Below are 25,007 nucleotides of genomic sequence, written 5' to 3'. Positions count from 1 at the left end.
GGGCACGTAACCGGCTAGCCCGCTTAGTTCACTAGTTTTCGCAGAAGCACAACCAGCTTACGCCCTGCGTAGTTAGGAAACTGGCCGTATGAGAGAACGGCTCAGTTGATTGGATCACTACGAAGAATATCCCACTGCGTTTGGCCGGGCAGCAGGCGATACACCGGAATCCTGATCTGAAAGTGCCGACAAAATCGCTTGATGGCCGCGTCAATCTCCTCGGACGAATACCGCGAAGAAAAATGCCCCAGAATCAAGGTGTCTATGCGAAGATCGGCTACGGCCCGTAATACTGCTTCCAGTGTGCTATGGCGGTTGCGATTGGCATCTAACGTAGCGAATTCCTCGTCCGTCAGGAATGTGGCTTCGTGAATAAGAATCTGGGTATTGTCCCACAGCGCAAGCTGATCGGTGGGCGTATCGCCGGAATAAACCAACAGATTTGTTCGGACGTCTTCGGTCAGTGTTTCCCGTCCAGTGTCGTGCGCCAACTGAATAATCTGACCCTGGGACAGACCTAGTAAATCTTGTTTCAGTTTGTGCTTTACCTGATAAACCTGATAGCTCAGGCTTTTTGTCTCGTGCGGTTGAGCGCTGACGACGTGGTTGTTACGTATCGCCTGAACAAATAGATCTTTTTGAATCGTGACCCGTTCGTTGTGAACTAAACCCTGCCAGATGGTCTGGTTGACTCGGCTGTCGAACTGTTTGGAAAACACCTCCAGCGCACCAATCGAGCGGGTGTCGGCCGGAAAAAACAGTTTAGGGAAACCCTCCCGCGCATTCAGCTCGTTGAAGCGCAGCAAGCCTGTAATGTGGTCCCGATCGGCATGAGAGAGGAAGATGTGCTCAATCTTGCGGGACTTTTGCAGCAGATTAGCGGCTACGCCATCGCCGGCATCGAAGAGTAGCCTTACTTCTTCAATGAAGTACCAGGTAGAGAATAGGGCGGTCGAATAGCCCGTGATGGTTAGATTCATTTGCTCGCCAAATTCCCCACTAAGCGGAGAACCTACAACCTAACTCCAGAATGAGCCGGTAGTTTAGCGACTTCCCGAAAAGCAGAAAAGGCCTCTTCGTTCTAAGCCGATTAGTTATAGCCTCAGGTCGCTGCTATGCATAATCGGCTTAAAACGAGGAGGCCCGTCGAGTTACTGTGTGCTCAGGTTACTCAGGGCTTGATGACCTTCAGACTCTGTCGCTGAGCCGGGGTATTGGTCGTGGCTCCGCTGACCACCTGCAACAGATACAGGCCTGAACTTTGCCCCTGCATGTCCCAGTCAATACGTTGCTCAGAGTCGACTTGCGGCCATCGCTGCTGACGTACCGGTTTGCCGCTCAGATCAACCAGCTCTACCTGTAGCGGACGACCTTCAGCCCCACGTACTACGGCCCGTAGTCGGTCCTGCTGGATGGGGTTAGGAGCCAACTCGATACGTAACGGAACCTCTAACGAGGCTACTTCCCGAGCCCGGCAGTTGCCATCGACCGTTAACCGGTAGGGACCGTAAACTCTGACAGTGCCTGAGCGGTCGGCCACTTTGAGGAAGAAGTTGCCCTGGGTATTGGTCTGGGCGTTGATCAGGGTCAGACTCGACGTAGCGGTACCCCGGAAGAGCTGGGGTGTTTCCATGAGCTTGGGGGTAGTGAGGCTGTTCTTGTACCACTCGTACTTCACCGCATCACCCTCTACCACTACGTTGATCACAGCTGTGCCGCCCCGGCAGACGGTAGGGTTGTTGCCTCCTGAAACAGTAGTAGACGCCGTTGCGGTACAGCCATTAGCGGTTGTAATTGTTACCGAGTAGATACCAGGCGTAGTGACTCGGGCGGTATTGCTACTGCCCTGCCGGGTAGCTCCTGCACTAAAGTGATAAGAGTAGGTGGCGGGGGGGCTGGCCGAGGCCATCAGCAGCACGCTGGTGTTAGTAAACGACAGAGGTCCCGAGTTACTCAAGCTTACGTCCTGGGGAAAAGGGTTGACCGTCAGGTTGAAGGCAGTGGCCGTCAGGCTACTGTAGGCGTTAACCGCCACCAGACGGTAGGCTCCACTGGCCGAAGGATCGACGTTGGTCAAGGAGAGAATAGGCGAGGTTTGCCCGGCCAGGAGTGCGTCGTCTTTGTACCACTGGTAAGTCTTTACGTTGCCCGTGGTGCCCACGGTGGTTGTCAGGCTGGCACCGGCGCACACCGTTGAGCTGACCGGTTCGGGGGCAGTAAGGCTAATAGGTGGGCACCTGCTTTGCACTTCCTCTTTCGATGCGCAGCCAGACGCGTTGCCCTGAATTGTAATGGCCTGAGGTGGATTCGCTAAGGCGGCACATAGGGCAGCAATGGCGCAGTTCGTTAAACTTGAGTTATCAACGATTTTAATTTCTCCACCAATTGAGGCCAATCCACTCAAGTCTGCCAGGCTGGTCAGTACCGGATTGTCGCTGATCTCCAGGTCCCTCGACACTATAGTCAAATTATTCAGCCCTGCCAAGCTGGTTAATTCTCTATTACGTTCGATTAGTACATCACCACTGAGTACACAGGTGAGACTGTTCAGACCCGTCAGATTGGTCATTCTATCGTTGCTTATTAGTACTAAATTAGCTCCTATCGACCTAAGATTATCCAGCCCGCTTAGCGTAGTTAATACCGGATTAGACGTAATATATAAGCCACCTACCGTGCGGGAAAGGCCATTCAGCCCCTGTAGGCTGGTTAAGCTATAATTACTGGTGATATATGTATAATTTACCAGAGTCAGACTACTTAATCCGGTTAGATTGGTAAGCAATAAGTTACCATCAATTTCTATTTCACTTTGCACATCAGTCAGGCTGCTCAATCCGTTAAGGCTGGTCAGGCTTGAGTTGCCCGAAATCGATATGTCGGAAGCAAGCTTGAGTTGGTTCAACCCCTCCAGGTTGGCTAGCTTGGTGCCCTTAATCTCTAAGTTACCAACCTGGGTTAAGTTTCTTAATCCATTTAGATTGGTAATGTCTAATCCCGAGACGATTAAGTCACGGGATGTAGTTGTACACCCCGACTGAGCGAAGTCATCAACCTGTTGCTGCGAGCTCAATGTTATATCACTACACTGGGACCTGGCTGGGAAGGCCAGTACCAGTAGAGCGAACAAACTCAGCAGTTGAGTTAAGCTCTTTCGAATGTGAGCGAGTTGTAGAAGTTGCTTGTTCATAGTTAATCTTAGGGAGGAATGAATACTGAGCTTGTATCAGGGCTGCTAGAGCGAGAGAACTTTATTTTTCAGTAAATAAGCTTGCTGACGGAAACTGACTTGGTTGATTTGTCTGCCCCGTAGAGGAACACGAGCCAGTCTGTTGAGAAGCCTGACCTTTGATTGATCAGGCTCCTCAACAGACCACGGTACGTATCAGGGCTTAACAACCTTTATGCTTTGCCGCTGAGCCGGTACACCGTTACCCGCTTCACTGACGACCTGCAACAGATACACACCACTGGCCTGACTGCTCATGTCCCAGTCAATGCGGTGCTCAGAGTCGGCCTGGGGCCAGTGCTGCTGACGTACCGGTTTGCCGCTCAGATCAACCAGCTCTACCTGTAGCGGACGACCTTCACTACCACGTACCACCGCCCGCAGCCGCTCCTGCTGGATGGGGTTAGGAACCAACTCGATACGTAACGGAATCTCTACCGAGGCTACTTCCCGAGCCCGGCAGTTGCCGTCGACCGTTAACCGGTAAGGGCCGTAAACTTTGACAGTACCTGAGCGGTCAGTGACTTTGAGAAAGAAGTTGCCCTGGGTGTTGGTCTGGGCGTTGATTAAGGTTAAGCTGCTTGTCGCTGTACCGCGGAAGAGCTGGGGTGTCTCCATGAGCTTGGGGCTGGTCAGGCTGTTCTTGTACCATTCATATTTAACTGGGTCACCCTCGACGATTACGTTGATCACCGCTGTTCCGCCCCGGCAGACGGTGGGGTTGTTGCCTCCTGCTACGGTGGTAGAAGCTACCGCTGTACAGCCGTTGTCCTGACGGGTTACGGTCACCGAGTAAACACCAGCGGTAGTAACCTGAGCCATGTTGCTGCTGCCCTGTTGAGTAGCGCCTTGGCTGAAGGAATAGCTGTAAACGTTTCCGGGGCTGGCAGTGACAGTTAGCGTAACGGTGGTATTGGTGAACGACAAGGGACCAGTGTTGGTCAGGCTTGGATCAGGAGCAGTCGTGTTACTAGTAACAGTGGTGGATGCGCTAGCTGAACAGCCATTGTCGTTGGTCGCAGTAACCGAGTAAATCCCCCCAGTACTAACCCTGGCTATATTGCTCTCGTTTGGCGGAGTATCTCCTTCACTAAACACGAAGGTGAGGCCAGTGGTAGGACTAGGTGTCAGCGTAACGCTCGGCTTGGCGCAGGTCAGGGGACCATTGTTATATAAGTTGACCGTAGGTATAGCCTTAATTTCCACTAGCTGGCTGGTGGAACCGGTGCATCCGTTCTGAGTGAGGCTGTAGCGGACCGTATGACTACCCACGCTAAGGCTGACCGGGGTAAACTCAGTAGCGGATTGATTGTCAATGGTGAAAGTGCCCCCTGTGGGGTTACCCGCCAGTGGAATGGCCTGAGCGTTCTGGCAGTAGGCTGCATCCAGACCGGTGATGGTGGGCGTAGGCAGGGGGTTGATGACCACATTCTGCTGGCTGGTATTGGTGCAACCATTGACGGTGACCGAATATGTGATGGTTCCGCCGTTGGCTGCCTTGGCGGGAGTGAAGGTGTTGCCCGATAGGCCTGGTCCGGTGAAGAAGCCTCCTGGCGTGGTGGGTGAAAGGCTAACCGGGGCTGCATCAGCACAGTAGGGGCTGGCCAGCCCTGAGAAGCTAGCGTTGGGTAAGGCCTTAATTTCAACCGTCTGACTGGTGGAACTGGTGCATCCGTTCTGAGTGAGGCTATAGCGGACGGTATGGCTACCCACGGTGAGACTGGCTGGGGCAAACTCAGTGGTTGGCTGGTTATCAATCGTAAAGCTGCCCCCCTGAGGATCGCCCGCTAACGTAACGGCCTGGGCGTTTTTGCAATAAGCCGCATCCAGGCCGGGTAGCGTGGGTGTTGGAGGAACGGGATTGACTGTCACGTTCTGTTGGCTGCTGCTGGTGCAACCATTGACCATGACCAAATAAGTGATGATGCCGCCGTTACCTGCTTTGGCGGGGGTGAAGGTATTGTCTGATACGCCCAGTCCGGTGAAGGTGCCCCCCGGAGTGGTCGGCGTAAGAGTAACTGGGGCCGCATCAGCACAGTACGAACCCGCCAACCCCGAGTAACTCGCATCAGGTACGGCCTTAATTTCAACTATCTGACTAGCGGAGCCTGTGCAACCATTCTGAGTGAGGCTGTAGCGGACTGTATGACTACCCACGCTAAGGCTGACCGGGGTAAACTCAGTAGCGGGTTGATTGTCAATGGTGAAAGTGCCCCCTGTGGGGTTACCCGCCAGTGGAATGGCCTGAGCGTTCTGGCAGTAGGCTGCATCCAGACCAGTGATAGTGGGGGTGAGCGGAGTGGGATCTCTTTCGACGGTGGTTTGAACCACTGTGCCGGAACAGCCATTAGTCCCCGTAACAACGAGCGAGTACGTTCCCACCGCTGTCACACTGGCTGTGGGGCTGCTCCCAGTCTGGCTAAAGTTGTTGGGACCAGTAAAGGCATACGTATCTCCAGCCGAACCATCGGTGGCCGCAATGCTAACCACCGCTTTAGAACAACTCAGCGGGCCATCATTGCCCAGGGTAACGTTCGGCGGAGTCTTGTTTTCGGTCAGGGTAAGCGATAGTGGACAGTTTTCCGTTTCGTTTGCTGTTGCTGAGTTGAAGGGGTAAACGAAGTACTCTCCGGGCTTAGAGGCCGTAACTTTATTGTTAGTTGTCGGCCCCAAAGGAATGTCGGGGCCGACAAACAAAAAGTTTGTATAGTTGCTGCCAGCAGGTACATTATAGGTCAGAGTCGATGAGTTAGGGGTCGCACAGGTCAGTTGGTTGGAAGCGGTAAAGGCAGAGAAGTTAAGACCGCATGTCGAATAGCCAAAATCCCCGATGTAAAGCGTACCTCCCGATATTTCTACATCGACCTTTTCTATTTCATAGATTGGACTATCAACCTGGAAGCCAAAGTATTGGGGCTCCAGATAGGAAACCGTTTTTGTAAACTTTGCTTCACGTCTTTCGAGCCTGGTCCCTCCGCCACCTACCGGTACATAGATATAGCTATACGCCGTAACGGTTATATCATAAGTGCCTACTAAAGGCTTGGCATAAAGATAGAACGCCTTTGTACCCGAGGGTAAGGTTAGTACAGACGTTCCAGTCCGAAGATTGCCGTATGCCTTTCCCGAATATCCCTCACGCCAAGGAAAACCAGGCCCCACCCCGATAACCGTCAATGTGTTGCCATAGTAGTATTCTTCGGTGATGAAATTGTATTCTTTGCCAAACTCTAGCTTCTTGCCATCCCGCACGGGCACCACGCCCGTTAATGTCCCAAAGTCATTCGTGTTGTCGGTCACCTGGGTCATGAAGTAAGGACCTATTCTAAATGGAGGGGTGCCTGTGTCGGTAAAGTTGTTGAACGTGATCTGTGCCTGAACGATCAGGCTCGTGATGAGCATTGCTGCGGTCAACATGATGAGTCGGACAGCGACTCGCTGCTGTAATAGCCTGGATAAAGGATAAAATAAATTCATAACAGTATGGGTTTTACATTGATCGAAGCGAACTTCTTTGTTGGCATTGGGACTGAACACACACGAGTTGCCGCCAGAGCACCTGGCAGACAGTAAGGCCGATTAATGGTCTGGACGTAGCACCAGATCCGCTGCCCTTATCCAGGGTGGAGCCGTTAGTGAAGAATTTATTTGGGGAACGTAAAAAAGAAAACATAGGCTGACTGAAACGATGAATATTGAGCTGTAAAGTTCCGACTGCGCCCCCCACAAAGTCTATCACACATGTTCCAATTTTTGTACTATTGTTCCATTTTAGGTCAGCCAACTGCTTTTTTTAAGAAAAATCCGTTGACGACACGTTGAAGTAAAACTTTAAGGAAGGCCACTTTGGCTGGGAACTTAGCAGGCTGAAATAGGCCTCAACCGGACTGCGAAACCAGGGTAAACTGGTACGTTGGAGCCAACAAAAAAGCCCGGTCACTTCAGTGCCGGGCTTTTTCAAAATTACCAGGTGCCTGTTAGAAGAACAGGCTTAAAAAAGGTTAGTCGCTCCGTAAACTTCTGACCGGATTCATCAGCGCGGCTTTGAGACTCTGGAAGCTCACCGTCAGTAACGTAACGAGTAAGGCTGCCACGCCCGAAGCGATAAACACCCACTCAGCTATGTCGGTACGGTACTCGTATTGCTGAAGCCATGTATGAAGCGCGTAATAGGCTATGGGCGTAGCAATGGCAAACGCAATGACGACCAGCGTTATAAATTCCTTCGACAGTAAGGTCCAAACGTTCAGTACGGATGCGCCCAGCACTTTCCGCACACCAATCTCTTTGGTACGCTGCTCGGCCACGAACGAAGCGAGTCCAAACAGGCCGAGGCAGGAGATGAAAATGGCCAGAACTGCGAATGTAGTGGCCAGGTTGCCGATACGCTCTTCATCAGAAAACTTGCGGGCGTATTCGTCGTCGACAAAGTTGAATTCGAAGGGACTGCCGGGGTTATATGTCTTGAAAACCGGCTCGATTCTGGCCAGTGCGTCACGTACCGGCAGGCTGGGTTTAAGACGTAACGTAATAAAATTGCCCCATTTGTAATCAAGCACGAACAGGCAAGGCTGAATGGGCTGGTAGGGCGATTCCATAACCAGATCGTTTACCACGCCAATGACCGAATGCGGTTTCCCGCCCCACCGAACGATCTGGCCAATGGCCGACTGCCTGAAGCCCATTAGCCTGGCCGCCGTTTCGTTCAGAATCAAGGCGTTTGAATCGGTCGGGAACTGCCTCGAGAAATCACGTCCGGCCTTAATTGTCCAGCCCATCGTGTTGCCGTAGTCGTGACTAACCCCAACCGTCTGAATCAGGGCTGAGGAACCCGGGACCTTTCCGTTCCAGTCGAAGTCGGCGTTACCCGTCGGGGCTTCGGTGGACTGGGCGGACGAGTACGCCATATCATCGACGACACCCGTTCGTAACAAATCATTTCGAATAGCCTGGTACGATACCTGAAACAGCTCAGGCGTATTTTTCTGGACCGTAATCAGCCCGTTTCGGGCGTAGCCTACTGGCCGATTTTTGGCGTGTTGAATCTGCTGAAATACAATCACGGTGCCGATAATCAGCGTAATCGATACTGTAAACTGAACCACGACCAGTACCTGTCGGGGAACCGAGGCCCATCGCCCCACGCGATAGTTACCTTTCAACACCTTCACCGACTCGAAACCCGATAAATAGAAAGCAGGATAGCTACCGGCAATGAGTCCGGTCAGTAGGGTGAAAGCCAGCACCGATAACCAAAGCGTCGGGTTCGACCATGAAATCGAAATGGTTTTATCGGCGAGTTGGTTGAAAGCCGGAAGCGTGACCACCACCAGGCCAACCGTCAGCACAAAGGCGAGAAAAGCAACCAGCAGCGATTCGCTCAGGAACTGACCAATCAGCTGACTACGTACCGACCCGACCGCTTTGCGAATGCCGACTTCTTTGGCTCGCTTTTCGGAGCGGGCCGTACTCAGGTTCATGAAATTGATGCAGGCCAGCAGCAGCACAAAGCCGCCGATGATGCCGAACAGCCAGATGAACTGAATCCGGCCGCCAACCGACTGCCCATTCTGGAACTCGCCGTATAGGTGCCAGCGGGCCATTGGATGCAGTAGAATTTCGGACTTGCTTTTCGGCCGGTACGTATTCTCAATGTTTTTAATTCGGTCATTCAGCCTGTTGAGGTCAACCCGGTCGTTCAACTCCACGAACAGCTGCCAGTGCTGTAAATTCCACTGGGTTTCGGCTTCTTTCACCCAGCTCAGGTCGTTAACGACCTTGTTCCAGGACAGAAATAGCTTGGTGTCGTGGAAGGTCGTGTTCCGGGGCAGGTCGTTGAATACACCCGCTACGTTCACATAGGTGCGGTTGTCCAATTTCAGGGTCTTGCCAATTGGGTTGGTGTTGCCAAACAAGGCTTCGGCCAGCGACTGAGCGAGTAAGGCCGAAGATGGATCGTTAAGGGCATCCCGGCGTCCCTGTCGCATATCCAGCGTAAGCATTTCGGGCAGGTCGGGCTGAGCCCATACGCCCGGCTGCGCGATCTTTTTGTCGCCATTGGCCAGAATGTGCGTGAAGCTCGGAAACACCAGCGCCATCCGCTTGAAATCACTGCCGTATTGAGTACGTAAAGCGTTGGCGAGCGGAATCGCAACGGCTCCGCTGGTGTGAGTTTCGCCATTGAAGGTTTGCGTGTCCATCACCTGCGCCAGCCGGTCGTAGCGCTGATGATACGTATCAAACGAAAATTCGTCCCAGATCCATAAGCCAATGAGCAGGGCTACGGCCATGCCAACGGCCAGTCCGCCAACATTGATGAAGGAAGAGATCTTGTTCCGAAGCAGATTTCTACCGGCTATTTTCAGATAATTGCGAATCATGGAGGAACTCAGAAAAGAAGGGGATGCGTACGGTTGTGGTGTTGCAGACCTGGCCAGCGGCCGAAGTAATTTTAACGCGCTTAAACTGTAGCGCCAGTCGGCCCGGCGTTTGCCTGCCGTTCTCACCCAATAAGTGTACAGCTCCAGCAGGTCGCCCTGCACGTCTTCCCGCGTGTCGGGATGGCCGAACGCGTTGAGGAGACAGGTGGACCAGCGGGGTGGCTTCGTTTTCATTATTCAGATCGTAGTGACTTCACCGGATTCGTAAGGGCGGCTTTGATACTTTGATAGCTGATCGTTAGTAACGCTACGGCTGTTGTTAGTAGGCCGGCTAGCGCAAATACCCACCAGGCAATGTCAATTTTATAAGCAAAATCCTGCAGCCAGCGATGCATGGCGTACCACGCAATCGGAGAGGCAATCAGCATAGCTACGAGAACTGGTTTTAGAAAATCACTCGACAATAGCCCAATGATACTGGTAACGGATGCGCCCAGCACTTTGCGAACGCCAATCTCCTTGGTGCGTTGCTGCGCCGTGAACATCGCTAACCCAAACAGACCCAGGCATGCAATGAAAACGGTCAGGCTAGCGAAGATGCTGAACAACTGGCCGATACGTTGCTCAGACTGATACATTGTGTTGAACCGTTCGTTCAGGAATGAGTAAGCAAATGGATTGTTTGTTTGCGCTTTCCATTTCTGCTCTACCAAACGTAATAAGTCGGGTACATTCTTTGTGCTGATGCGCAGGGCCATTTGGTAGTTGTCGGCACCGTAAATCATGACCAGCGGTGCAATGTTCTGGTGCATCGACTCAAAATGAAAGTCTTTCACAACGCCAACGACAGTATACGTACGCCGACTTTCGAGACTGCCGTTGCCGACTGTCGAGATTCGGTGGCCAACGGGACTTTTCCAGCCAAACTGCCGGGCGGCTGCTTCGTTGATCAGGACCGCTGAACTGTCAGACGGAAAGGCTTTAGAGAAGTTTCGCCCCTGAGCCACACGAATGCCTAATGTGGGCAGGTAGCTCTCGTCAACGTAGTACGATTTGTTGCGGTACGTAACAGACTCGCCAGCCCCCTTGTCGATCTTGAATCCCTCGACTCCGTTGCTGGAGGCTCCGGCAGGCAGATACCCTGCCATCGAAACCTCCCGTACCTGCGATAGTTCCGCTAGTTCTGTTTTAAGCGTATTGGCCTTATCGCCAAGCGCGTAGGTGTCGTGCAGAATCAGCACCTGATCTTTATCATACCCCACTTTCTTGCTCTGAATGAAATGAAGTTGCTGGTATACGATCAGGGTACTGATGATCATGCCGATCGACACCACAAACTGAACCGTTACCAGCGTATTCCGTAACCAACCGCTCCGGGCACCGCCTTGAACGCGTGACGCTAAGGCAGAGCTACTGCCCTTCAAGACGCTTATGGGCTTGAAAGCGGATAGGAAAAAGGCCGGATAGCTGCCTGCCAGCAGACCAATCAGCAGGCAGGCCAGGCCAATGCCGGGCAGCATCCAGCCGCGAACGATCGTGCTTAAGCTAAACTGCTTGTCTGCTAGCTGGTTGAAGCCTGGCAAAACGGCTATGACAATACCCAGGGCAATCAGTAAGGCCAGGAATGTAATCAGGACCGACTCGCTCAGGAACTGACTGATCAACTGCTGCTGAACGGAGCCAAGCACCTTGCGAATGCCAACCTCCTTAGCCCGGCCTGCTGATCCGGCGGTTGACAGGTTCATGAAATTGATGCAGGCCAGCAGCAGAATAAACAGGGCGATGGCCGAAAATATATACACGTATTTAATGTCGCCATTGGGCTCAATTTCACCTTCCAGTTCAGACCGAAGATGAATAGCGGTAACCGGCTGGAACTGGAAGCCCAATCGGTCGCCTTTACGGGTAAATTCAGCCAGGCTTATACCTAATAGTTGCTGAAGCTCTGAGCCAATGTATTTATGGACTAAAGCAGGCATCTGCGCCTGAAGTTTATCAATCGAGTACCCAGGCCGTAGAATAACGTATGTCTGGACACCACTCGATAACCACGTATTCCGCAGCTGAACCGAACTGATTGACGCAAACATCGTATAATGAAAATGGGTATTCGAGGGCACATCCTGGCATACACCTGTCACCCGGAAAAGGCCACGGGTACCCAGAGTCAGGGTTTTTCCGACGGGATTTTGCGCACCGAAGTATTTCCTGGCGATGGTCTCCGTAATGACTATTGTATTCGGATCCGTGAGTACGGTACGTTTATCGCCCTTCAGGAGGGGGATCGAAAAGAAGTTGAAGAAGTTCGAGTCGGGAAAAATGACGTGTTCCTCCTTAAAGCGTTCGGTGCCATGCTTAACAATAAACGTTCCTTCTCCATAGAGCCGGACCGAGGCTTCAACGCCTGGGTAATCGTGAACCAGTGCCGGACCTGCCGGAACGCCAGAAAAAGCTGTTTTAAGTTCTTTGCCACCTAGCTGACCGAGCATGATCATGCGGTACATCCGGTCGGCTTTGGCATGGTACCGATCATAACTCAGTTCGTGTAATACGAATACGGTGATTAGTAAACAGGTCGCTAATCCCACTGCCAGCCCAACAATATTGATGGCCGAAAAGGCTTTTTTGCGCCACAGATTTCTGAAGGCGATTAAGATGTAGTTCCGTATCATATCGGGGCTCAGCAGAAAAGGTTGAGGGTATTCAGATACTTGTTTGGGTTTGGCCAATGGACGTAACAATTTCAGCACACTCAGGCCATAGCGCCAGTCGGCCCGGCGTTTACCGACGGTGCTAACCCAATAAGCGTACAGTTCCAGCAGGTCGCCTTGTAGTTCTTCACGCGTGTCGGGATGGCCGAACGCGTTGAGGAGTTGCTCGGCCCAGCGGGGTGGCTTCGTTTCCATTATTCGGACCGCAGTGATTTAACCGGGTTCATCAGGGCCGCTTTGATACTTTGATAGCTGACTGTCAAGAGAGCGATGAGTATCGCTGCCATGCCCGCCAGAGCGAACATCCACCATTCCATGTTGATTCGGTACGCGAAATCCTGGAGCCAACGGCTCATGGCATACCAGGCTATAGGTGAGGCAATAACAATCGCGATCAACACGGGCTTCAGGAAGTCGGCGGAGAGCAGGCCAATAAGGCTGGATACCGACGCACCCAGTACTTTCCGAACGCCAATTTCTTTGGTCCGTTGTTCCGCCATAAAGGTCGCCAGACCGAACAGACCCAGGCAGGCTACGAAGATGGTTAACCCGGCGAACAGGCCAAGAATACGACCTGTTTTTTGCTCAGCCTGATACGTAGCGTTGAAGTTCTGGTCCAGAAATGAGTACTCAAGTGGCGCTTCTGCCGCAAACCTGGCCCATTGTTTTTCAACGGATGCCAGTAACCCCATTACGTCCTTCGTTTGTACCCGCGCAATCACAAGGCCGGAATTTTGGCCCAGCGTCATCATTAAGGGGGCAATGCGTTCGTGCAACGACCGGAAATGAAAGTCTTTCACGATACCGATGACCCGGTAAGTGGCTTTGCGCCCTTCGTTGTCAGGTCGCGTGATGGTGTGACCAAGCGCCTTTGTCCCCCAGCCAAACGCTTTGGCGGCTGTTTCGTTCAGAATGATGCCTGTTGAGTCGGTGCCAAAATCTTTCGAAAAGTTACGTCCCGCGATCATCTTCATGCCCAGGGTAGGAATGTAATTTTCGTCAACCTGATACTGAAGCGCCTTTAAAAACTGGGACGTATTATCGTCGGGGTACACCATAAAATTGTTGTTGCCGGAAGGGCCAGCCGGCAGATAACCCGACACCGTTGCGTTCGCTACCCGAGCGTCGTGCAGGAGTTGATCCCGAAGAACGCTTTCGTTTTTACCCAACCGCCACGTTTCCTGTACCACCAGCACTTGATCTTTATCATACCCCAGTTTGGTGTTCTGGATGTAGCTCAGTTGCTGGTAAACAACGGTCGTGCCCACCATCAGGATAAACGAAATAGAGAACTGGACAACGACCAGCGTACTGCGTAAGCTTAGACCTCTACGGCCTCCGCCAGGCTTGCTCTGTAGCGCTGAACCAGCGCCTTTCAACACCGTAACGGGGGTAAACGACGAAAGGATAAAGGCTGGATAACTACCCGCCAGTATCCCCACAACAAAGCCGAGGAAGAGCAGACTCGGCAACAGCCAGGGAGCAGCCAGAAAGTTCAGGCTTAGTGCTTTTCCGGATAGGTCGTTAAACAGCGGCAGCGCTACGTATACTAAACCAATCGCCAGGCCAAGCGCGAGCATCGTGAGCAGCACCGATTCGGTCAGGAATTGATTGACCAGGGCACTCTTTACAGAACCCATCACCTTCCGGATACCTACCTCTTTCCTTCGTTTCGACGCGCCTGCCGTCGACAGGTTCATGAAGTTGATGCAGGCGATGAGCAGCATGAACAACGCAATAGCGCCGAACATATACACGTAACGAATGTCACCCGCGGGACTCAGATCATACGCAAAGTTTGAGTGCAAGTGAATATCGGTCAAGGGTTGTAAGAAAAAACCTACATCATTCCCTTTCTGCCGGAATTGAGCCAGGCTCATGCCGAATGACTGCTGTAGCTGCGGCCCCATGTACGTCTCGATTACGTGCGGCAGCTTGGCTTCGAGCTGCTTATAATTATAGCCTTCGGGAAGTACCAGATACGTAAAATATTCGGAGGTCATCCAGGAAGGCGTTTTCGCATCGGGGACACTCGCCATCGACGCGAAAAAATCGAAGTGGAAGTGCGAGTTTGCCGGAATCGGCTCAATCACGCCGGTTACCTTACAGGTTACTTCGCCGGTTTTGATCGTTAGTATTTTGCCGATGGGGTCATCATTCCCAAAGTATTTCTGCGCCACTGCCTGAGTAATCACTATCGTGTTGGGTTGACTCAATGCCGTTTTGGGGTCACCTTTCACGAAGGGCAACGTGAAGACTTCAAAGAAATTAGAGTCGGCGAAAACTACCGCGGTTTCTTTGAAAGTTTGATTCCCATACGCAATGATCGGAGCGCCGGCTTTTCTGAGCCGCGTGGCTTCCCGTACTTCCGGATAATTGGCTTTGAGCGTCTGAGCAACGGGTGGCATTACGTGTGCTTCGTGAATTTTACCGCCACTCATCGAGCCCTCGAAATAGACTCGTACAATACGGTCTGCCTTTTCGTTAAAGCGGTCGTAACTCAGCTCGTCAAGCACGAACAGGCTGATGAGGATACACGTAGCCAGCCCAATTGACAAGCCTGCAATATTGATGGCTGAGAAGGCCCGGTTTCGGTTGAGGTTTCGCCAGGCGATGGTTAAATAGTTGCGGATCATAGCGGGATGTAAAAAGAAGGGTTGCGTGTAGTGCGTGGATCGGTCAGGTTTGGCAAAGGGTTGTAATAACTTTACGGCATTCAGGCTATAACGCCAGTCGGCCCGGCGCTTGCCGACGGTGCTGACCCAATAGGCGTACAGCTCTAGCAGGTCGCCTTGTACGTCTTCCTGCGTGTCGGGGTGAGCCCACCAACTGAGGAACTTCTGGGCCCAACGGGGTGGGGTAGGATTCTGAGTGCTCATACGCCATCGGATTAGTTACCCATCAGTTGCAGTGTCTGCGGAGGCAGCGAACTCCACAACTCTTCGCGAACTTGTTTAACCTCCTGCAACGCCTTTCGGCCAGCCGCCGTCACCGTAAAAAAGCGCTTCCGGCGCCCACCCCGCTCGGCGGTGGCTCCACCCATGCGCGACGACAAAAAGCCTTTCTCTTCCAATCGTTGCAGGGTCGTGTGAACCGTGCTGAAGCCAACGGACCGCCCCGTTTTCTGCTCAATCTCCTGCGTTACGGTAACGCCGTAGGCTTCTTCGTCGAGGATAGCAACGGTCAGCATGACCACTTCTTCAAACTCTCCCAGAAAGACGCGTTTCATGGTATCAGTATTTATTCCGATAATGTCGATCAAATGCGGTGCCAATCACGAGAAACGCCTTTTAACGCTCAATAAGGGTTGTTTTAAGAAACGATGGATAGGTCGCCTGTCCGATTTTGGACATCAACTGTCCGTAAACCGGACGCAGAAAGCTAAATGTGTATCTTTGGATAATGCAAGTCAGATGCTACTATATTGCCCCGCTGCTGAGGCCTTTTGTCAGGGAAATTTGCACGGTAGAAAGTGATAAACCCGCCGTTACGTCTGATCTTATCCGGGTGCTGCCCGATACGTGCCTTGAGCTTTTCGTGAATATCGGCGAGCCACAATCCATCGCTTCGTCAGTCGGTAAGATCGCGCATGTCAGCCGGAGTTTCGTTACGTCCCGAATGAATCAGTTTATGGACGTTCGGACGTTCAGCAGCGTGTCTTACGTGTCGGTTTGTTTTTGGAGCGGTAGCGCTTATCCGTTCTTTCCCGTACCGATGCAGGCTGTTACCAATCAGGTGGTTGACTTACAGGATTTGTGGGGACGTAGTGCCGACGAGATGCAGCAGTCCGTTGATGAGGCACCAACCATGACGCAACGGGTGCAGTGTATTCAGCAGCATCTGATTCGGCAGTTGGCAAAAGCTAGCCAATATGAGATGGGTGTTGCCAGATGCATTGATCAGATCAGCCAGGTGCACGGTCAACTCTCGCTGGAAGAATTAGCCAATCGAATTGGCATCAGCAACCGCCAGTTGATCCGTCGATTTAACCAATGTGTTGGACTGGCACCCAAAGAATTTGCCCGAATCACGGCATTTAAACACGCCCTGGCGCAACTCAGAATTTCTCCTGGTTATAATCTGACTCAGATCGCCTATGCAAGCGGCTACTATGATCAGTCGCATTTCATCCACGCGTGCCGGGAGTATTCCGGCTTAAGCCCGCGTCAACTGCTCCAGGCGAACTACATCTTATGCTAATGTCTGATTTTTACAAGTACGCCGGTCTGTTCGTTCGCAACTTTGCCAAAACCAATCGAACAACTCTATGCGTAAGGTAATTTTAGGGCTGGCCGTCAGTCTGGATGGCTACATCGAAGGGCCCAACGGCGAATACGACTGGTGCTTCACCGATCAGGATTATGGTATGAGTGCCTTTCTGGAGCGTATCGATTCGATCTTTATCGGGCGAAAAAGCTATGAGTTGATGACCAATCCTGCCGAAGAAGCAAGTAATTATCAGTTTTCGGAATTCAAAAAATACGTTTTCTCAAATACGCTGACCGCAGTGGGCGAGGGGGCCGAGTTGATGCGTGGGGATCTGAAAGCGCAGGTCAACGCCCTTAAACATCAGCCTGGTAAAGACATCTGGCTGTTCGGTGGGGCTGATTTAACCAGTGCCTTCATGAATGCCGCACTGGTTGACGAAGTCTTTCTGGCTGTTCATCCGATCTTGCTGGGTGCGGGTAAACCTTTGTTTATCAATCTCAAGGACCGTGTCCACCTAACGCTTATCGACTCAAAAACGTACTCAACCGGCCTGGTCGCGCTCTATTATCAGCTAACGTGATACGTTCGGGTAATGCCGATTGCCAGATTCAGCACCGTTTGAGATACGTTTTGCGCTTAATTACCCCTCCCAACCTCCCCTCGAAGGGGAGGAGCAAAGCTGCCGGTTAAAACTCCTCCCCTACAAGGGGAGGCCGGGAGGGGTATGATACGGCAGGAGTACAATAGAGGTAACGTTTGGGAAAGGGAGCACAGGAAAAGTATCATTAAAACCGGTAAATGCCACTACTCAGGCTGACGAACCTCGAAACGATACCCTACGCCATGGACGGCGACGATACGTACGGCAGGGTCATCTTGGAGTAGTTTACGCAGACGGGAAACAAACACATCAACGCTACGTCCGACAATAATGCCTTCGTCTTCCCAAACTGATTTCAAGATGAAGTCACGTTCCAGAAGCTGGTTGAGGTGCCGGACGAACAGGTGAAGGAGCTTGGCTTCGCGATAGGTCAATTCGTGTCGGGCAGCACCCAGGGTGAGCGTTTGGTTGGCCAGGTCGAAGCTGGAATTGCCGAACCGAATCGGTTGGTGCTCCGGCTTACTGGGTGTTGGTGAATTAACTACGTGTACTTGTGGCGTTGGCGTGGTTCGGCGCCAGGCGGTAAACAAAAGGCCAGCCAGCAGGAAACCAAAGGCGAAGAGACCCCAGGTTGCAACGGGCTGGGTCGGCGCTTCTGTCTTAAGCAGGGTAAGCTGAACGGTATAGCAGGTACTTGTTTGTTGGCGACCGACACAGGGCACTGGCTCGTCTGTCGTTAGGTCGCGGAAGTTATAGCCCAACAGCAAGTTACCTTTCTGGCAGTCCAGTACCGCTACGTCATAATTGCCTTTGATCCCATGAAGCTTCAGCGATTGATCCAGCAAAACCGGTAGTCGGTTGTAAGTAAACGTGCGCCCTAGCTGAATGAGAAATGTGCCCGGCTTCGGTTGCTGAACGGGCGGAATCTGAGACGTCCTGTCGCCCGCTTCGGTAAGCAGGTGGTGAGCAGTACGTCGGAGCGCCAGGTTTACCTTTTCAGCTGAATAGGAATTTTCACCGATGGAAGGTGTGAGTTGAGCGAAAAGAGCAAAGAGAAAGCCAGCGACGAGAACAGCCATGAGCGCAACAAAGGGGCGAGGGATAGACGTAGCGGATGCGTTCATGGCTGTTCCTGATTTATCTCAAAGATACGCAATTGACTAACACCCGCGCCCGTTTGCGCTGAAGAGCCAGTTCATGGGTAACGGCCAGTTCGTTTTTACGTGAATGCTACGTTTCATCAGCGCATTCGATTGCCGGGAAGGCTCAATAATCAGTTCGTCGCCGGGAACAGCAAAGGCCAGCACTTGCGACACGTCGGCAGTATACACATCACGGGTCGGGTCCGACTGGCCATGATGGATAATTGAACCGGCTCGTCTGAGGTAAATACGAAACGGAATGCGTTCCGCTCCGTACGAAACGGGATCTCCCGCAACGACAACCAGCGTCCCTCGGCTTTGCATGGAAAAATTGCTCTCATCCAGCAGTTGACCGTTTAACAGCACTGAATTCCAGTAAAAGCCGGTAGTGTTCCTGGTAAAAGCGGCTGCTGTCAGTTCAACCGATGTCAGCAAGGGTTGCGCGACGCTCATGGCTATTGCCAGCAGGCAGAATAGCCGGACGGGTGTTATGAATTTAGTCATAGAATTAAGGAGATACTGGTTGATTATCAGTAGACTATTGTACGAACAGCTCATTATGCGGCAGAGCGTATTGATCGTCGAGGGTGAGCAGGACAATGTGATCCCCTTTTTTGCACTTCGCCAGGACCTTCTGTACGTCGACCTGCTTCACCTCTTTTTTCGAATACATAAGCAGTGTATGCGTTGTGTTGTCGCGGATGGCAACCCGGAACGGAATCTTGTCGAGCGCTTTCGCCTGCTTGGTCGACAGCTCGACGGTGTTTACGGTTAACTCCCCAGTGGCGGTAGATGAGACAACGCACGTACCGGCTGGCGTGTACTCGTTAACGATCATGCGGTTGCCCAAGAAGGCCGCCGAGCACTGTTTAAATAAATCCTGCCCGAAGGTAGTGCCGACAATAGAAGCACAAAGCAGGGTAAGCCAATAGGTTCGTTTCATATCTTACGTGTTTTGCGTGAGTAATGAAACAAATGTATTGACCGCCCTAAATCGACTGCGTTAAGGACTGTAAAAGGTTGTAAAGGAATTGTAAAACCTCTGTATCGTGCTGTTTTTAAATACTTTGGCAGTAGCTGACAACAGCCTTTTGCTTAGGAATTAGGCTCTGCTAATTGTTTTCTGCGATTATCTTTATCCTTTGATCTAACGTTAGATTATAAAACGGGAAAATTGATCTTTACTAGTTTCACCCGTATGAACTCGTCAAAAAAATGAAGTATTCGATGCGTGCTCTTTTAGTTATTGTGGGCTTAATCAGCTCCACAACGTTATTTGCCCAAGTCAAGGTAACTACGGAAATAAGTGGCGACGCCACTACTGGCAAGCAACTCATTCAGGCTACAGTGACCGGCGGATCTGGTCATTACAGTTACGCCTGGGGCCTCAATACGCCAGGTGCTGTTCCGTCAAACAATGCATCGGAAATTTTGCTGGTTCCTGCTCAAGATGCGGAATACATCGTCTTTGTTCGAGACAAGCAGACGGGAGCTAGTGCTTATTCGACTATAGCCGTGAAAGCACCCGTTGTCAGCGAAAAGCACCTGATCAGAATGCCTGGTGAAGATTATAAAACGAAGTTTCGATACATGGCCACAGGAGCGCTGCCGATTAATCCGGCTAAAAAGTAATTAGAATAGCTACAGCCTTAGCGGCATGTTGAATGGGTCATTCGCTTCGTAAGCTGTTGACCGGATTGGCTAAAGCCGCTTTTATGCTCTGGAGACTAACGGTGAGTAAGGCAACGCTTACGGCCAACAGCCCTGCCAGGGCAAACACCCACCACGCAATATTGATCCGATACGTAAAGTCCTGTAGCCAGCCATTCATCACGTACCAGGCGATGGGTGAAGCTATGACAATGGCGATCAGTACCAGTCTTAGGAAGTCTTTCGATAGTAGCGCCACTATGCTGGTAACGCTGGCACCTAACACTTTTCGAATACCGATCTCTTTCGTGCGCTGCACCATCACCTGCGAGACAAGTCCGTACAGTCCCAGGCAGCAGATCAGGATGGCTAGTCCCGTGAATACGTTAACCAGTCGGGTGATTAAGGTTTCGGTCTTATACAGTTGCGCGATATGCTCGTCCAGGAACTGGTATTCAAACACCTCGTTCGGATACAGTTGCTGCCAGGTCTGGCGAATGCGTTCGAGGGTTTGGGTTGGGTGCTGTCCCGAAATCCGAATGCCGGCGTGACGGTATCGCTCGGATCGGCTGGCAACCACACAAGGGCCGATTTCCTCACGTAACGATTTCAGATGGAAGTCGCGTACGACCCCCACAATGGGGAGCATAACGGGCGACAAATAATGTTGAAGCCGTTTGCCCAGGACTTGCTCCGGTTTTTGAAAGCCGAGTTTGTGCAGCATCGTCTCGTTGATCAGATACTCGCGGATCGTATCGCTTGGCACAATGTTACGACCAGCCAGCAGCGTCAACCCATAGGTCTTGACAAAATCAGCGTCGGCCAGCCGTTCGCGGCTGGGCCAGGGCTCCCAGTCGGGGCGGTTCTCGAATTTAACAGAGCCACCGTAGAGCCGGTCACTGGAGGGTGGTAGATGGCCCAGGCTAATAGCGTGGATGTCGGCGTATTGGGTTAACGTCTGTTTGAACGCGTCCTGCAACGGTTGGGTGTTGTCAGGTAGTGGCACCAGCACAACGTTGTTCGGGCGAAAGCCCAGATCGGCCTGTTGCATGTACCGAACTTGCCGGGCCACCACGAGTGTACCTACGATGAGCGCCTGACAAACGATGAACTGCGTAATGACCAGTACTCGCCGAACCGATAGCCCGCCAAACGACGACGTAGTCAGTTTGCCACGTAGAGCTAGGTCAGGCGAAAATCCGGATAGGACGGCTGCCGGATACCCACCCGCCAGCAGCACGACGCCGAAAAAAAGCAAAGCAATGAACACAAGCGTGAGCCCATCGAGCCGGAAGGTCAGATTGAGCTGCACCCAGTTGTTGAATAAGGGCAGGGATACGTAAGTCAGCAGCAGGGTCAGGCCAGTAGCCGCCAGCGTAACGAGGGCCGTTTCGAGCAGGAACTGACGACTCAGCTGGCTGCGTGAGCTGCCCAGTGTTTTCCGGATGCCGACTTCTTTGCTGCGTCGAAGCGCCTGTGCCGTGGCCAGGTTGATAAAGTTGATGCAGGCGGCCAGAATAAGCAACACGCCCACGATACCCAGCGACCACAGCAACGATGACCGAATCGTTCCGGCAGGATCACGCGCTACGTCGAAGTGCAGCTCGCGCATGGGCTGCACGTGAAACCGGAATACGTTGGCATTAGCCCCGTAGTGTTTTTTGGCCAGCGCGGGCATCGCCTGCTGTAGACTGGGTGCGGCTTCCTCACCCTGTAACGTAGCGTATAATCGGTTGCTGCTGTTCAGCCATCCCCAATCCGTTACGTTATAATCGGGGTCGAGTTGCCGCATGGTGGGCATGGACACAAACAGGCCGAGGTACGTGTCCGTTGTGGTGGGTGGTTCGGCGAGTACGCCCGTGACCGTAACGACGGCCTTGTTGTTCAGGGTTAGCGTTTGCCCGATCGGATCGGTGTCACCAAAGTATTTTCTGGCCCATGACTCGATCAGCACGACGCGGTTTGGCCCGCGAAGCGCCGTTTTAGCATCGCCCCGCAGCCACGTGTAGCTTAATACGTCGAACCACTCCGGCTCTACCAAACCCGTGCCTTTGTGTTCGAGGAACCGTATGGGCTGGCGTTTGTTCTGGCGCTTAACGCTCACCGTCATATCGCGGAACATGCTTAAAAAAGCTGCCTGCTCCACTTGTGGATACTGCGTGCGAAGTACCTGCGCCATCGGTAAGGGGCCCTCTGCATTGTACTCAACCGAACTGTCAGCGAGGTACAGGTCGGTATCGATTCGATAGATACGGTCGAATTTGGCGTGATGCCGATCCGTACTGAGGTGATGGCGTAGAAACAGGAAAATGAGCAACCCGCCCGCCATGCCAATCGACAGGCCGAATGTATTCAGCAAGGCATAGCTGCGTTGCGCTTTCAGGTTCCGCCAGGCGATTTTGACGTAATTAGATAGCATAGGAGGAGAGGGAGTAAGGGGAGTAAGGGGAGAAGGGGAGTAAGGGGAGGAGTGGGAGTAAGGGGACGAAGGGGAGTAAAGGGAGGAGAGGGAGTAAGGGGAGGAGTGGGATGAGGGGTAGTGGGAGCTGAGAAGATGAGACCGTTCCCTTTCGTCCCTTTACTCCCTCTCCTCCTTTTTTATTCCGTTCGAATACTCTTCACCGGGTTCAATAAAGCGGCTTTAAACACCTGTGCGCTAATAACTACGCTGGTGAGAATGGCTAACAGGCCACCTACTAGGACGAATGGTGACCAGGTAATTTGCGTGTGATAAGCGTAATCGGCTAACCAATTCGAGATCAGCCAGTAGGCGAGGGGCCAGGCCATCGCGTTGGCAATGACCATTACCCAGACGTATTCTTTCAGGAATAAACCGACGATGTCAGGCACCGAGGCCCCCAGTACTTTTCGGATGCCCACTTCTTTGGTCCGGCGGGCCACGCTTAAGGAAACCAGACCAATGACGCCCAATAGCACAATCAGCAGGGCTAAGCCGGTGGCGACGTAAGCCGCTTTCTCCAGTTGAAGCTCCGTACGGTACAGTTTTTCGAGCGTCTGGTCGATAAACGCGTAGTCGAATGGCGCATCGGGAAACAGTTCGTGCCATTTTTGTTCGATGCCCGCCATGGTTTGTTTGGTCGTGCCGGGCGCTAGCCGGAACGAGAAGAAGCGGTATATTGGTAACGCCTGTATCTGTCCGATAGCAATGGGCTGAATCGATTTGTGCATGGTGCCAACGTGGAAATCCTGCACCACACCCCGCACCCGGTAGGTAAGCGGAAAATTCTGGAAACGTATCAACTGCCCAACGGCGGCTTCGGCGGTTGTGTAACCAAGTGCTTTGACCGCCGATTCATTCAGGACAACGCTTGTTGAGTCATACCCGCCCTGGCCATAATGAAAGTATCGCCCCCCTTTTAAGGGAATCCCGTACGTTTCCGCGTAGTGTTCATCGGTGGTCATCAGGTCGACACTAACGGCCTGCGTTGAATCGCGGCCCTGCGGATACAGGTTAGCGCTGTTGCCCACATTGCCATTCGGTATCTCGTACGAAAGACTGGCCGAAGTGACACCCGGCAGGCGAGCGAACTGATCACGAGCGGCTTCCATGCGGATAACGCCTTCCTTCGACCAGTTACGGGGCAATGACGATACGGTCAGGACAGCTTCTTTCTTAAAGCCAAGATCGGTGTTGAAGAAGTACGCAACTTGCCGGGAAACAATAGTGGCTCCGACAAACACAAAGACGGCAATGGCGAACTGCACCGTAACCAGACTGCGCCGGAACAGGATGCCTTCGCGGGCCGACTTCTCTTTGCCTTTCAACGAATCGACGGACGAGTAGGCCGACAGATACAGCGCCGGATACCCACCCGCCAGTCCGCCGACGATCAGCACTAGTACAACCAACAGCCAACTGTGCTGCCAGGGTAAGTGCGTTAGCGTCGGAAGTGCTTTGCCAACGACATCATTGAACAGGGGACGAAACAGGACGTACAAACCCACTGAGAGCACCGTAGCAATGGCTGTCAGCACAAACGCTTCCATGAGAAACTGGACCGTGAGTTGCCGCCGGAGTCCACCCAGCGCTTTGCGAACACCGATCTCCCGCAAACGCGATGAGGAGTTACCCATTGCGATATTGACGAAATTAACGACTGCCATCAGGAGAATGAACAAGGCCACTGCCGTTAGGGTAATGATCAGTTTGCGGATCAGCCCGTTGTTGCTTTGCAGATAAAAATCAGTTAATGGCGTTACGTAGGCGGTCAGGTTTTTCTGGATTTCGGTCGGCGTATTCGTCGCAATTACGTGCGCCAGCGGCTTCTCCAGGTCTTTCGGCGTTACGCCCGGCTGCAACTCAACGTAGGTAACGATGTACTGATTAAGCCAGGTTTGCATACTGGCTTCTCCCCCGAAATAGCGTACACTGCTCACGGGCATGAACATTTCGTTTGATTCTGCCAGCAGGTGCGATACCGAATTGTCGGGTAGCGGCTGTAGTACGCCCGTAATCAAAAACTCCTGCTTCCCCGCGCCGGTCGTCTCCACCGTTAGCGACTGATTCAGGACATCGGTCCGACCAAAGTATTTAAGGGCTTTTTCAGCGGTGATGACAATGGAGTTCGGGTCAGCCAGGGCTGTGCGCGGATTACCCTGCAACAGCTTGAAATCATACATCGTCAGCAGGGTAGAATCGCCGATCTGGATGGATTCCCGGAAGTGATTGCTGCCCTTGGAGACCGTAGCGCTGATGCCGTAAAACCGGTAAAAATTTGCGACAAGGTTAGGATAAATGGCTTTGAGTGCCGGACCAAGTGGGGCCAGGGTTGTGATGTCCATGCCCATATTTTCCTGCTTCCAGCGGCTCTGGACGAGGCACTGTTGACCGGCGTTACGTAGCTGTCGATTAATTTGGAATTCACCCCAGACGTAGCTGCCGATCAGCAAGGTAAACGTAATGCCGACGGCTAAACCGATGATGTTAAGGATCGAGTAAAACTTGCGCCGGAGCAGATTCCGCCAGGCAATTTTGAGATAGGATCGAAGCATAAGAAGGGGAATAAAAGGAGGAGAGGGGTAAGGAGGAGAGGGTGAGAAGAGGAAATAGAGAGATTTTATTAC

At 52.4% G+C, this 25,007-nt stretch carries 15 protein-coding genes; 3 read left to right on the top strand and 12 right to left on the bottom strand.

Annotated features, from left to right (window positions below; all coding sequences use genetic code 11):
- Positions 1 to 101: 101 nt before the first annotated feature.
- The 7 genes from ACYVBJ_RS23815 to ACYVBJ_RS23785 all read right to left on the bottom strand — a co-directional run bounded on the left by ACYVBJ_RS23815 (position 102) and on the right by ACYVBJ_RS23785 (position 15,549).
- Entirely contained in the window at positions 102 to 980 is an 879-nt protein-coding gene (locus ACYVBJ_RS23815) for an MBL fold metallo-hydrolase (RefSeq protein WP_460984793.1), read from the bottom strand.
- Between the two features lie 191 nt (positions 981 to 1,171).
- Positions 1,172 to 3,190: a T9SS type A sorting domain-containing protein gene (locus tag ACYVBJ_RS23810; protein WP_460984792.1), complete on the bottom strand. Its 2,019-nt coding sequence runs from the start codon at positions 3,188 to 3,190 to the stop codon at positions 1,172 to 1,174.
- Between the two features lie 195 nt (positions 3,191 to 3,385).
- Complete coding sequence (locus ACYVBJ_RS23805; protein ID WP_460984791.1) at positions 3,386 to 6,706, bottom strand: T9SS type A sorting domain-containing protein; 3,321 nt, start codon at positions 6,704 to 6,706, stop codon at positions 3,386 to 3,388.
- A gap of 524 nt (positions 6,707 to 7,230) precedes the next feature.
- Positions 7,231 to 9,843 carry an ABC transporter permease gene (locus ACYVBJ_RS23800; protein WP_460984790.1) on the bottom strand — a complete coding sequence of 871 codons (2,613 nt, stop codon included), beginning with the start codon at positions 9,841 to 9,843 and terminating at the stop codon, positions 7,231 to 7,233.
- Positions 9,843 to 12,515, bottom strand: coding sequence for an ABC transporter permease (locus tag ACYVBJ_RS23795; RefSeq protein ID WP_460984789.1), 2,673 nt, complete (start codon positions 12,513 to 12,515; stop codon positions 9,843 to 9,845). Before ACYVBJ_RS23795 ends, ACYVBJ_RS23800 begins: the two co-directional genes overlap by 1 nt.
- Positions 12,515 to 15,199: an ABC transporter permease gene (locus ACYVBJ_RS23790; RefSeq protein ID WP_460984788.1), complete on the bottom strand. Its 2,685-nt coding sequence runs from the start codon at positions 15,197 to 15,199 to the stop codon at positions 12,515 to 12,517. Before ACYVBJ_RS23790 ends, ACYVBJ_RS23795 begins: the two co-directional genes overlap by 1 nt.
- An 11-nt stretch (positions 15,200 to 15,210) precedes the next feature.
- Entirely contained in the window at positions 15,211 to 15,549 is a 339-nt protein-coding gene (locus tag ACYVBJ_RS23785; protein ID WP_460984787.1) for a PadR family transcriptional regulator, read from the bottom strand.
- Between the two features lie 173 nt (positions 15,550 to 15,722).
- On the opposite strand from ACYVBJ_RS23785, the gene ACYVBJ_RS23780 reads away from it, so the two are divergent.
- Complete coding sequence (locus ACYVBJ_RS23780) at positions 15,723 to 16,520, top strand: helix-turn-helix domain-containing protein (protein ID WP_460984786.1); 798 nt, start codon at positions 15,723 to 15,725, stop codon at positions 16,518 to 16,520.
- Positions 16,521 to 16,587: 67 nt separating this feature from the next.
- Positions 16,588 to 17,109, top strand: a complete 522-nt coding sequence (locus ACYVBJ_RS23775; protein ID WP_460984785.1) for a dihydrofolate reductase family protein — start codon at positions 16,588 to 16,590, stop codon at positions 17,107 to 17,109.
- Positions 17,110 to 17,333: 224 nt separating this feature from the next.
- On the opposite strand, the gene ACYVBJ_RS23770 is transcribed toward ACYVBJ_RS23775, so the two are convergent.
- The 3 genes from ACYVBJ_RS23770 to ACYVBJ_RS23760 are packed head-to-tail and all read right to left on the bottom strand — an operon-like array spanning position 17,334 to position 19,215.
- A complete protein-coding gene (locus ACYVBJ_RS23770) occupies positions 17,334 to 18,254 on the bottom strand; it encodes a winged helix-turn-helix domain-containing protein (RefSeq protein ID WP_460984784.1) in 921 nt (306 codons plus the stop codon).
- 36 nt (positions 18,255 to 18,290) lie between these two features.
- Entirely contained in the window at positions 18,291 to 18,776 is a 486-nt protein-coding gene (locus tag ACYVBJ_RS23765) for a hypothetical protein (protein WP_460984783.1), read from the bottom strand.
- Between the two features lie 34 nt (positions 18,777 to 18,810).
- A complete protein-coding gene (locus ACYVBJ_RS23760; RefSeq protein ID WP_460984782.1) occupies positions 18,811 to 19,215 on the bottom strand; it encodes a hypothetical protein in 405 nt (134 codons plus the stop codon).
- A 284-nt stretch (positions 19,216 to 19,499) separates the two neighbouring features.
- Here ACYVBJ_RS23760 and ACYVBJ_RS23755 point away from each other — a divergent pair, with 284 nt between their 5' ends.
- Positions 19,500 to 19,904, top strand: a complete 405-nt coding sequence (locus ACYVBJ_RS23755) for a hypothetical protein (protein ID WP_460984781.1) — start codon at positions 19,500 to 19,502, stop codon at positions 19,902 to 19,904.
- Positions 19,905 to 19,941: 37 nt separating this feature from the next.
- On the opposite strand, the gene ACYVBJ_RS23750 is transcribed toward ACYVBJ_RS23755, so the two are convergent.
- Both ACYVBJ_RS23750 and ACYVBJ_RS23745 read right to left on the bottom strand, forming a co-directional pair.
- Positions 19,942 to 22,341, bottom strand: a complete 2,400-nt coding sequence (locus ACYVBJ_RS23750) for an FtsX-like permease family protein (RefSeq protein ID WP_460984780.1) — start codon at positions 22,339 to 22,341, stop codon at positions 19,942 to 19,944.
- Between the two features lie 179 nt (positions 22,342 to 22,520).
- Entirely contained in the window at positions 22,521 to 24,935 is a 2,415-nt protein-coding gene (locus ACYVBJ_RS23745; protein ID WP_460984779.1) for an ABC transporter permease, read from the bottom strand.
- Between the last annotated feature and the right edge of the window lie 72 nt (positions 24,936 to 25,007).

The sequence above is a fragment of the Spirosoma fluminis genome, from assembly GCF_054778895.1.
Note: the sequence above shows the minus strand (reverse complement) of the source record. Positions and strands in the feature narration are given on the sequence as shown.